The organism is Buttiauxella sp. JUb87 (assembly GCF_004361975.1).
Classification (GTDB): Bacteria; Pseudomonadota; Gammaproteobacteria; order Enterobacterales; family Enterobacteriaceae; genus Buttiauxella; species Buttiauxella ferragutiae.
In genome coordinates, this window is record NZ_SNVY01000001.1 from 64,893 (window position 1) to 76,972 (window position 12,080).

Sequence of the window (12,080 nt, forward strand, 5' to 3'; positions counted from 1 at the left end):
CTAAATGGCTAAGAGATAAAAAAGCCTCCCGCAGGAGGCTCTATCAAACTAAACCAATACTTACTGTTGTGGAACCGCAGGCAGTGCTGGAACCGGTGGCACTTCCAGTTCAGGCGCTGGCTCGGCACCGGTATCTGGTAAACCAAAGATGCCAAACAGTTCGCTCAGTGGCATTTTCTGGCCGTTCAACGTGACCTGACTATTGGAATATTGCAGGCTGGAAACCACGTTATTTCCGTCCATTGTGGTCACTCGGAACATTTGCCCCATTGCGGCCATGCCTTTAATTTGTTGCTCGGCAAGTTTAGCGGCCTCGGCTGGCTGATACCCTTCAAGCTGTGCAATCTGAGTCATTAACTCTGTCGCCATATCCACTGGAATCACCAGCTTGCTATCGAGGGATTTCACCACGCGATTAATCTGTTCTTCCTGAGAGGTTGGCTCGCCAGTAGCGGTTGATGGGTCTTTCAGGAACAGCGAGAGGTTAAAGGTACTTTCGCCTTTGGCATTCTTCCAGCTCAACGGTGCAATGGTAATGACCGGATCGCCTTTTAACAACAGTGGCAGGTTAGCGGCAAACAGCTCAACAATTCGCTGCTGATAAATATCTGGATCTTTCGCCGTTGCCGGGTCTGCCAGCAGTTTTTGCGACTCAGCATTGTACAACTTGCTGAACTCTTGCACGGCTGCACCATCAAGGTTGCCAATTTTTACCGTCAATTTGCCACTACCAAGATCTTTGCTCTGTACTTTGAGCGACTTCAGGGTGTAATCGATTTGACCAGAAAGATGTTTTTTATCTTCCTGCAATTCGGATTTGGCATCGATACCTAAACCTTCCACCACGGCCATCTCTTTGCCTTCGATGGAAACCGCGAGTTTGTCGATAGAACCTTTTTGGCTACCAATACGTTCGATAAATTCGCTACGGCTGCTATTGCCTTCGGTTTTGATGCCATTGAATGTCATCAGTACTTTTTGGCCATATTCGTTGGTGGTATTCACCAGGCCGCTTTGTGCTTCACCGCTGATAGCAATTTTGTCACCGTTACCATCGACATCCGCTTTGAATTGGCCGCCGCTGAAGGCCACTTTTTCATCGCCTTTAACGTAGTCCAGTGGCAGCAAATTGATATCTGAAGAGGTATCACCGCTATAGCCGATACGCGTTTGTGCATCAATAAATGACTGCCCTTTAGCGATATCAAATAAAGGTTTAGTGGTCGGGTTATTGACCAGCGTGGTGTGAACGGATGCCATGGCCGGCAGCAGATTGAATTTTTTCAGTTGTGCGAAGGGGAATGGGCCGTGATCAATAGTTTCATTGAATACGATACTTTGCTCAGGCCTGAGAATGGCACTGGTCACTCCTGCTTTCGGTTTGATAACTAACTGCATTGAGCTGTGGAACAGACCACGCTGATAGTCCTGGTAGCTTAGCGTTAAACCAGCTTCCGGTGAGGCTTTGTTCAATTCGGCGTTAGCGTTAGCCACCATCTCCGCCATGCGGCCTTCAAGCTGTTTACCGGTGTACCAGGCAGTACCTGTCCACACCACACCCAGAGCCACAATGACACCTACAGCAACCAGTGATTTTTTCATTCAGTCGTCGTCCATATAAAGTGCGTCTGCTGGTAGTCCTCCAGCAGACGATTGAAATGCCAACCGGCATTTAAGAAATCTATCCTGTGAAGCTTAGCAATCCTGAATTAAAAGATCAGTAAGTTACTTCAAACTCAGATTTTGGAATAGACGCGAGCCACACGGCCAACGCCGCTAATAGCAACCGGTGATTCTTCGGCGGAGATAAACGCCGACTCACCAGGTTTGAGTACCAGTTGCTGTTGGTCCTTGCTCAAGACTGCTTCGCCTTCGGTACAGAAAACGATGGCCGCACTGGTTTGCGCAAGCTCGGTCTTTTGCGCGCTGAGATCGTGCAAAGAGAACGCGAAGTCATCAACCGGAATAGGGAAGTCCAGCTCGTTTGCCAGTTTCACTGGCTGAGTTAACAACTCTGCCGCCGGTTTAGGTTCAAACTTCACGTTTGCGACCAGTTCAGGAATATCGATGTATTTTGGCGTCAGACCGGCACGCAGCACGTTATCGGAGTTCGCCATCACTTCCAGCGCCACACCCTTCAGGTAGGCATGCGGGGTTTCGGCAAACAGGAACATCGCTTCGCCTGGCTGCAATTTCACGACATTTAATAGCAATGGTGAGAACAAACCACTGTCATCCGGGTAGAACTCAGAAATCACCCGAATGGTTTCCCATGGCTCACCCTGTTGATTATTAAGAGCGGCTTTCAATACGCCCAACGCAAGGGACTTTTCATCACCTTTCATATTCAGCAAGCTGGCGAAAAGCTGTGACAAACATTCAGCATCAGGCTGTTGTAAGAAGTGAGCGATGGCAGGATGTGCACCGGAAACTGGCTGCAAAAGCGAGACAATATCAGCAAATTCGCGGAAGGCGTTCATGGCGAGGAACGGCGTTAAGGCAAACACCAGTTCAGGTTTATGGTTTGGATCTTTGTAGTTACGCTCAGCAGCATCTAACGGGATGCCTGCCGCGTTCTCTTTGGCAAAACCTAACTCAGATGCTTTCTTGTTAGGATGCACCTGGATGGAAAGCGGTTGATCGGCACACAGCACTTTAAAGAGGAAAGGTAACTCACCAAAACGCTCTGCAACGGCCTTGCCCAGCAGTGCGGGTTTGTTCGCATCAATCACATCACGCAGTGAACGCGCCTGACCATTATCAAGAATTCTTGAGCTGCTTTTCGGGTGTGCACCCATCCACAGTTCTGCCATTGGCAGATTTTGCGGATTTTGCACACTATAAAGTTCCGTTAACGCAGTTTTACTTCCCCATGCGTAGTTTTGCACTGAGTTGATCAGTTTTTGCATTATCAAGCCCTGTAGTAATGTAGATAAAGTTCCGGCTATTAAACCAATTATCTGTGATGAAGTAACCTGGGGAGTAAAAAGTCGTATTAGTCTCAGTTTTTGTTAAAAAACTGTGTAGCATATTGTGATTCATTTTTAACACGGTGCAGGTTTACTGTACCCGAAGCCATAAATAGTTAACGTAGCTAATGTCGTAAGTGAGAGAACAATGCCGAACAAAGCCTTTCATTATCAAGAGCCGTTCCCGTTAAAAAAAGATGAAACTGAATACTACTTGCTAAGCAGTGATTATGTTTCAGTGTCGGAGTTCGAAGGGCAGGAAGTCCTGAAAGTTGACCCCAAAGCCCTCACGTTACTGACCCAACACGCCTTCCACGATGCCTCGTTTATGTTGCGCCCGGCCCATCAGCAGCAAGTGGCCGATATCCTCAATGATCCTGAAGCCAGCGAAAACGATAAGTACGTCGCGCTGCAATTCCTGCGTAACTCTGAAATCGCCGCCAAAGGTATCTTGCCGACCTGCCAGGATACCGGTACGGCGATAATCATGGGTAAAAAAGGCCAACGTGTCTGGACAGGTGGCGGCGATGAAGAAGCGCTGTCTCGCGGCGTCTACAACACCTTTATTGAAGATAACCTGCGCTACTCGCAAAACGCGGCGCTGGATATGTACCAGGAGGTGAACACCGGCACCAACCTGCCAGCACAAATCGATCTCTATACTGTCGATGGTGACGAATACAAATTCCTCTGTGTCGCCAAAGGTGGCGGTTCAGCTAACAAAACCTATCTGTATCAGGAAACTAAGGCGCTGCTGAGTCCTGGCCGTCTGAAAGATTACCTGGTCGATAAAATGCGCAGCCTCGGTACTGCCGCGTGTCCGCCATACCATGTCGCGTTTGTGATTGGTGGCACTTCAGCTGAAGCCACGCTGAAAACAGTCAAACTAGCATCAACCAAATACTATGACGGACTGCCGACCGAAGGTAACGAACACGGGCAGGCCTTCCGCGATGTTCAGCTTGAAGAAGAGTTGCTCAAAGAAGCGCAGAATCTGGGGTTAGGTGCGCAGTTCGGTGGCAAATATTTCGCGCATGACATCCGCGTTGTGCGTTTGCCGCGCCACGGGGCATCATGCCCGGTAGGGATGGGCGTTTCTTGCTCCGCCGACCGCAACATTAAAGCCAAGATTAACCGTGACGGTATCTGGATCGAGAAACTCGAGCACAATCCTGGCAAGTTCATTCCACAAGAACTGCGCCAGGCGGGGGAAGGCGAGGCGATTAAAGTCGACCTGAATCGCCCAATGAGCGAGATCCTCAAGCAGCTATCGCAATACCCGGTTTCTACCCGTCTTTCTTTAAGCGGCACGATAATTGTGGCGCGTGACATCGCCCACGCTAAACTCAAAGAGCGTATCGACAACGGCGAAGGGTTGCCGCAATACATTAAAGATCATCCGGTGTATTACGCGGGGCCTGCCAAAACGCCAGAAGGTTATGCGTCGGGTTCCCTCGGGCCGACAACCGCCGGGCGCATGGACTCTTATGTCGATCTATTGCAAGCCAACGGCGGCAGCATGGTGATGCTGGCGAAAGGTAACCGTAGCCAACAAGTGACGGATGCCTGCCATAAACACGGTGGTTTCTATCTTGGCAGTATCGGCGGCCCGGCAGCGGTTCTGGCGCAGCAAAGCATCAAGAGCCTCGACTGCGTTGAGTATGCTGAGCTGGGGATGGAAGCTATCTGGAAAATCGAAGTCGAAGACTTCCCAGCCTTTATTCTGGTCGATGACAAGGGCAATGACTTCTTCCAGAAAATACACGCTTCGCAATGTACGCGATGCGTGAAGTAGACCACTCAAGCCGCCCATAAGGGCGGTTTTTTTTGCTCAAAGGAGAATGAAATGGTAGCCGTTCGTAGTGAAAAAGACTCAATGGGCCCAATTGACGTCCCGGCAGATAAACTGTGGGGCGCACAAACTCAGCGCTCTCTTGAGCACTTCCGCATTTCCACTGAAAAAATGCCAACTGCACTGATCCAGGCGCTGGCATTAACCAAGCGGGCAGCCGCGAAGGTGAATATGGATTTGGGCCTGTTGGTGGCTGAGCGCGGCAACGCCATCATCAACGCGGCTGATGAAGTACTGGCAGGTAAACACCCGGATGAATTCCCGTTAGCCATCTGGCAAACCGGCTCTGGTACCCAGAGCAACATGAATATGAACGAAGTGCTGGCAAACCGCGCGAGTGAAATTCTCGGTGGTGTACGCGGCATGGAGCGTAAAGTTCACCCCAACGACGACGTGAATAAAAGCCAAAGTTCGAACGACGTTTTCCCAACGGCTATGCACGTTGCGGCGGTGATTGCGCTGCGCGAACAACTTATCCCGCAATTGAACGTGCTGAAAGCAACGTTGCACAGCAAAGCCGAAGCCTTCCGCGACATCGTCAAAATTGGCCGTACCCATTTACAAGATGCCACACCGTTAACCCTCGGCCAGGAGATTTCCGGCTGGGTAGCGATGCTTGAGCACAATCTTAAGCATGTCGAGAACAGCTTGCCGCATGTTGCGGAGCTGGCGCTGGGTGGGACAGCAGTGGGAACCGGGCTGAATACGCACCCTGAATATGCCGTTCGCGTAGCCAAAGAACTGGCTGAAATTACCGGGCAACCGTTTATCACCGCGCCGAATAAATTCGAAGCGCTGGCAACCTGCGATGCGCTGGTGCATGCCCATGGCGCATTAAAAGGGCTGGCGGCGTCACTGATGAAAATTGCCAACGACGTGCGTTGGTTGTCCTCTGGGCCGCGCTGCGGGATTGGTGAAATCGCGATTCCTGAGAACGAACCGGGCAGTTCAATTATGCCAGGCAAAGTTAACCCAACGCAGTGCGAAGCGATGACGATGCTGTGTTGCCAGGTGATGGGCAACGATGTGGCTGTGAATATCGGCGGCGCATCGGGCAATTTTGAGCTTAACGTCTACCGCCCGATGGTGATTCACAACTTCTTGCAATCGGTGCGTTTGTTGGCCGATGGCATGGAAAGTTTTAACGAGCATTGCGCGGTAGGCATCGAGCCGAACCGTGACCGAATCGCCCAATTGCTGAATGAATCGCTGATGCTGGTGACGGCGCTCAATACACACATCGGCTACGACAAAGCGGCGGAAATTGCCAAGAAAGCCCATAAAGAAGGGCTGACACTGAAGGCATCAGCGTTAAAGCTCGGTTATCTCAGCGAAGACGAATTTGACGCCTGGGTGCGTCCGGAAGAGATGGTCGGCAGTATGAAACAGTAAGCTTTACTGCGCCTGCCTCACTCTTCGCAATACAGATGCAGGCGCGGGATCACCAGCCGTAACGGTTGCGCATCCGGCTTATAACGATGGCGGATATTCTGCGCATCATAATTGAGTAACTCCCCGATTTCAGGCGGCATTTCGCCATTGTCAGAATTGCACAATACAATCAGCGGTGAAGGGCAGGCATGTTGCACCTGTTTTTTGCGTGCCTGATACCATGCGCGAGCCACAGGCTGCACCTTGACGGGACGTTTAATTTTCAGGCGCACGTTATCCGACAGGCGACTGATGTCATTGAGCTCGCGGGTAATTTGTTCGGCCCATTGTTCGCGGGTATACGGCGGCACAGCGCGATTCGCTTTCAGGCTCTTCTCCAGTATCTCGATCACCTCACGCCGGGAATAGTTTTTGATGATTTGCTTATTCGCCCAGCCAAAATTGAGCGTGTCCGGGTTTTCCAACAGCGTGATGGTGCGATAGGCGTTGAGCGTAATCAGTCCTGGCAGTTGGCGGTGTACCCACTCAAAACGCTGCACGCTGGCTAAACCTGATTCCACACTGACAATATTTTCAAACTCTTGTTTGTGCTGATTAATTCGCTGAATCAGTTCTCGTGTTTGCTCGCGATCCTGCTCGTTTACCTGATAACAAACCGCACCCGGTAGGCGCACAGCGGCCTTACTGCTGGTTTTTTCCGACTGCTGCTGGATAAACAGGCGAGTAAAGTGGGAAAGGGTGGCCTGGTGCGCGGTTTTACCGAGTAGTTGCGTGACCTCAATTTTGGTCACCGCATCGTGCTCTTTCCCTTTATCTACCGTAGGGAGCGGGAAAACACGGCCAACCAATAATCGATAACTCTCGAGATGTTCACGTAATTGATGCAGGTCGCGCTCGATCTCACGAAAGGTATTGTTCAGGCGTTCAATCAAATCATATTTAGCCATTTCGCCATCCATTAGTTACAACATACTAATTGATTTATAGCATAGGGAGATGAACCTGACCATCGGTGTGGTGATGGTCAGGCAGGTGACAATGGATTTTTAGCAGGGTGGCGTCATTGAAGCTAATGGCAGAGGGGATTGAGACTGATGACAAACCTTTTTCACAGGTCGGATAAACGCAGCGCCATCCGACACTTTTATCTGTAACAACAGGCGAAAATGGTGGATGACGCTATCGCTTATCCACCATTTTCGCCTGTTTAGTGACCTTTGTCAGCAGTCTGATTCGGTTTTTATCGGCCAGCTAAAGCGGAAGCGAGCACCACCCAGAGCACCGCTATCCACCACCACCGATCCTTCCATCGCCGTGGCAACGGAGTGCACGATTGCCAGCCCTAATCCACATCCGCCCGTGGCACGGTCGCGGCTAGGGTCGAGGCGCACGAATGGTTCAAATACTCGCTCGCGTTCTTCGGCTGGAATGCCGGGGCCATCGTCTTCGACTTGCAAAATTGCGGTTTTGTTATCGAGCCACAGGCTGATGCGCAGTTTCTCTTTGCTGTAACGCAGCGCGTTGTTGACCAGATTATCGGTCACGCGCTCCATCAGGCGCAGGTCTATCAGGCCAAAATCACCGGCGGCTGGCGTATCCAGCAAAATAGTGAGCTGCGGATGAATGATTCTGACATCGGCAATATGTTCATCAAGCCAGCGGGGGACATCCACGCTTGCCAGTTGCAGCTCCGTTTGCGGGCGGTCGAGGCGTGCGTAAGTGAGAAGTTCTTCAATCAGTGCTTCGAGTTGGCCAATATCACGGTTCAGCGCCAGTGACTCTGCTTGCGTCAGGTTGTCACTCATCTCAAGGCGATAACGCAAACGCACCAGCGGCGTGCGCAGCTCATGGGCAATCCCGTCAATCAACATTTTCTTACTGGCAATTTGGGCGTTGATACTGTCAGCCATTTGGTTAAATGCGACACCTAATCTCTCGAAACTGGAAGCGCTGTCGAAATGAATACGCTCATCAAGATACCCGGCACCTAACCGCTGCGCGGCGGTTTCCAGTTTGAGCATGTCCTTCCAGTGCGGGCGCATCCAGATAAACACCGGGAAGGCGAGGGAAATGGCAATAAACGCCATGAGCGCGACGTCCAGCAGACGCATCTGGTGCAAGAAAAAGAGATAAGGAATAGGGCCGACGGCCAGAACGTAATGGCTGCGAGGAATACGCTGAATAAAAGTGTATTCATCGTCGAGAGCGACGATTTCACCGGCACGCAGGTGGCGCATCGTCATGTCATCAAGCTTGAATTTTTCAAGCGGCTCGATGTGCAGTTTAAAGGACAAGTTGAGGTCGAGATCTTTAATGGTTTTGTTCCAGTCACGCGGCGGGATTTCGCGTAACTCGCTACGCATCAAGTACAGCGAGCTTTTCATTAAATCATCAAGCGACTGGCGGCCGGCCCGTTCGGCAGTGAATTTGTACACCAGGCCAACCAGCATGGTCATCACCAGGAAGCAGACGAACAGTAAGAGATAGAACTGAATAAATAGCTTTTTCAACGAAAATCACCGGTTTATCAGATTATGAGAGCTGCTTCCTGTCAGGCAGGAGTGCGACGAGGACAAGCGGGACGGCGTGTTCTTGCCCCATCTGGCTGGCTATGTAAGCAGGGTTTGCCTCTGCTGACAATATCCGGCATCTAATCTGGCATGTAAACTCAGGGGAAATGTCTGAATTACACCGTGGCGGCAACCGATTGGTGGGTGGGGCTCATCGGTTTGTGCTGTTCTGCCAGCAACTGGCAAACGGCATTGCCTGGTAAAGGGCGGTGGAATAAAAACCCCTGACACAGTTCGATTCCTGCTTCTTGCACTTGCTCCAACTCTTGCGCTGTTTCAACGCCTTCAATCAGGATTTCACACTGAATAACTGTGCATAATTTCACGACTTGTTGCAGGAAGCAAAATCCATCTGGCTTGGCTAAACCCAGCACCATGGAGCGATCCAGCTTAATTTTATCCAGCGGATAGCGGGTCAGATAATGCAGTGTGGAATATCCTGAGCCAAAGTCATCGAGGGCAATTTTGATTCCCAGTCTGCGCATTTTATCCAGTACTTCGGCAACGCGTACCGGTTCCTGCACCTTTTGCGACTCGGTAATTTCGAATTCCAGTTGCCATCCAGTGGGTAGCGGTTTAGCCATCACTTTACGGACGATATTGAGCAGCCGGTAGTCGATCAGCGTCTGCGGTGAAATATTGACCGAGAGCGTCATGTTTTCGGCATCAGACATATGTTCGCGAACGTAATCCAGCGCGTGCTCCATGACCCAGAAATCAATCTCCGGCATCATGCCGGTGCGCTCATAGTATTTCAGGAAAACGGGAGGGGTAATCTTGCCGTCATCGCTCTGGTGGCGGAGCAACACTTCAAGGGCGACGATTTTCCGGTCTGTAAGACGAACCTGTGGCTGGAAATAGAGGATGAACTGACCGCTGGTTTGCAATTTCTCAATTTTCCGCTGGGCTTCGATATAGCTATTTTGCTCAACCACATGGCTGTAATTGGGCACCATTTCAAAATCAGTCGGTTGGTTGATTTTCATCTCGCCAGTCAGTAAATCGAGATCGGTATTATCAGCAGTGGATTGTTTTAATGAGCTTTTGACGAAAGGGCGATAAATGATCACGCCAAGAGCAAGCAACAGCAGATAAAGCAGCACCGCAACCGGCGAGTGGCCGCTGGCTAGCCACACTTTTAGCGGCCCAGGTGTTGACCAACTGACGATTTCTGAAATCCGTGGAATGAGTTCCATATACGTCGCGCCATAGGCCACCAGATAGGCGGATAACGGTGTCAGGACGAACGGAATGATCATCACTGGGTTGAGGACAATCGGGAAGCCAAAAATCAGCGGTTCATTGATGTTAAACAATGCCATCGGAGCGGCAACGCTCAGCAAGCGACGGTGCTGGTTTTTTTTCTGCATCAAAATGCAGATAATCAGGCTTAGCGTATTTCCGGTACCACCAGAATTACACCACATATCATAAAACACCGGGCTGAGAATATTGAGTGCGCTATGTCCGGCATGCCATTCACTGATATTGACTTTAGCCGCGGCAGTAAATGCGACATCAATGTCCATAAATAGATAATAACCATGCAGGCCAAAGAACCATGGCACACTGCGTAACAGTACATACAAAATACCGTGTAGAAAATCTGTCGGATAAAAATACAGCGACAAACTGCTGAAGAAATTCATCGTATTCGTGACATAGATTTCAGCACCTAATTTTATTACGCTGCTGAACAGGGCGATAATTCCCAATGTGACAAAAAAGGAGATAATCGTAATATTATTGTTATCTTTCCATTGCCGAATTTTTAGCAGGTTTTTACTGACGACTTCTTGTAATACATTACCGATAATTCCGGATGCCAGAGCCATGGGAATACTGATGTCGAGGAAAAACTGGGCATTGTCATCAAGTATACGGCGGAAGATCATCAGGGTGCTGATACTGAGCGCGATACAATAAATTTGTGAAAGCCGGTTTCTCACTGCCCAGTGCACCGCGATATAGATGTTCATCACCAGCGGTGCCAGAGACAGGAAACCGATCTGCAACTGCATGAACCACACCGCGGCATTGTTGAAGCCTGCAGTGTCACAAATTACGGAAGCGGTAATCACCAGCCCGCGAACAATCGAAAGAGGAACTATCGCCATCGTGCTGGCGATAATGGCATTGGCATAGCGATTATTTAATAACTTAATTTGGCTATTATTTAAACGGCATAGCAGGTTGTTGTGAAGCCACTCTTTTATCACAAAATCACCTAAAGCAATGATGGCTATTAATAGTTTTTTTACATGGACGATCGAGGGCGATGAATCAGATTTTTTATGTTTATGCCATCGAAAAATATAGTCATATTTCTACAATTAATGGTGCTGGTTATATCCAAAAATAAACACATGCGCTAAAGTTATTCTCGCTAATTTATTTTAAAAAACGTGTTTTGTCTTGAATAAAACAAATTCAGAGGGAATCTATCATAACTGAGGTTATTATTTCTATGCGAGCGAGTATTAAATTTGGCCACCTGAATTTAACTCATCATCAAATCAGGTGGCTCGCACTATAACGGGTATAAAACTGTCAGGCTTCGCTTTCCCACGCATGCGGGGCAAATAAATAACCTTTATTGCGTACGGTTTTTATTCTGAAGGGTTCCGTGGCGCTATCGTAGAGTTTCTTTCTCAAGCGGGAAATGGCGACATCAACGCTGCGATCTAAGCCGTCATAAGTCACGCCACGCAGGTTTTTCAGCAAGGCATCGCGGTCCATGATTTGTCCCGCGTGGGTAGCCAGTTCCCATAGCAAATCGAAATCAGCCGTTGAGAGCGTGATATTTTCGCTACCCAGCGTCACCTGGCGGTTTACCGGGTCAATACACAACGTGCCAAAGCGCATCGCTTTGTGAGGTTTAAGCGCATTAGAGCTACTTTCGACGGTTTGCTGTGCTGAAACGCGCTGGCGCAGATGAAGGCGCAGACGCGCTAACAGAACGGCTGGCGGAGTAGTTTTAAGAATATAATCGTTGGCACCCATTTCGAGCGACAATATATGGTTCATATCGCTGTCGAGTGAGGTGAGCAACACAATCGGGCCATCCCATTGCGGGCGTAAATCACGGCATAACGTCATGCCGTCTTTGCCTGGTAGCATCACATCCAGCAGGACAAGGTCCGGGCACTGCTGCGCAATCGTCGCTTCGGCGCGATCGCCACGGCTTTCGACAATAACGTCAATGTCATGTTTGCCGAGGTAAGCGGCAATTAACGCTCCTACTTCTGGATCGTCTTCTACGTATACGATTTTATTCATGGCCAGCGCATCAAATCA

General features: G+C 49.8%; 8 protein-coding genes. 2 read left to right on the forward strand and 6 right to left on the reverse strand.

What is annotated here, in order from left to right; genetic code table 11:
* Window positions 1–60 precede the first annotated feature (60 nt).
* On the reverse strand, window positions 61–1,602 hold the full coding sequence (locus EC843_RS00285) for a YdgA family protein (protein WP_133521350.1): 1,542 nt from the start codon (window positions 1,600–1,602) through the stop codon (window positions 61–63).
* 134 nt (window positions 1,603–1,736) lie between these two features.
* On the reverse strand, window positions 1,737–2,909 hold the full coding sequence (manA, locus tag EC843_RS00290) for a mannose-6-phosphate isomerase (protein ID WP_064547231.1): 1,173 nt from the start codon (window positions 2,907–2,909) through the stop codon (window positions 1,737–1,739).
* Window positions 2,910–3,117: 208 nt separating this feature from the next.
* Here manA and fumA point away from each other — a divergent pair, with 208 nt between their 5' ends.
* A complete protein-coding gene (gene fumA, locus EC843_RS00295) occupies window positions 3,118–4,764 on the forward strand; it encodes a class I fumarate hydratase FumA (protein WP_064547229.1) in 1,647 nt (548 codons plus the stop codon).
* Between the two features lie 51 nt (window positions 4,765–4,815).
* A complete protein-coding gene (fumC, locus tag EC843_RS00300) occupies window positions 4,816–6,213 on the forward strand; it encodes a class II fumarate hydratase (RefSeq protein ID WP_121813333.1) in 1,398 nt (465 codons plus the stop codon).
* Between the two features lie 17 nt (window positions 6,214–6,230).
* On the opposite strand, the gene tus is transcribed toward fumC, so the two are convergent.
* The 4 genes from tus to rstA form a co-directional block, all read right to left on the reverse strand.
* Window positions 6,231–7,160 carry a DNA replication terminus site-binding protein gene (tus, locus tag EC843_RS00305; RefSeq protein ID WP_133521351.1) on the reverse strand — a complete coding sequence of 310 codons (930 nt, stop codon included), beginning with the start codon at window positions 7,158–7,160 and terminating at the stop codon, window positions 6,231–6,233.
* Window positions 7,161–7,433: 273 nt separating this feature from the next.
* Window positions 7,434–8,723, reverse strand: a complete 1,290-nt coding sequence (gene rstB, locus EC843_RS00310; RefSeq protein WP_064547226.1) for a two-component system sensor histidine kinase RstB — start codon at window positions 8,721–8,723, stop codon at window positions 7,434–7,436.
* A gap of 176 nt (window positions 8,724–8,899) precedes the next feature.
* Window positions 8,900–11,002, reverse strand: a complete 2,103-nt coding sequence (locus EC843_RS00315) for an EAL domain-containing protein (protein ID WP_064547225.1) — start codon at window positions 11,000–11,002, stop codon at window positions 8,900–8,902.
* Window positions 11,003–11,333: 331 nt separating this feature from the next.
* Window positions 11,334–12,062 carry a two-component system response regulator RstA gene (rstA, locus tag EC843_RS00320; protein WP_064547223.1) on the reverse strand — a complete coding sequence of 243 codons (729 nt, stop codon included), beginning with the start codon at window positions 12,060–12,062 and terminating at the stop codon, window positions 11,334–11,336.
* Window positions 12,063–12,080: the final 18 nt, after the last annotated feature.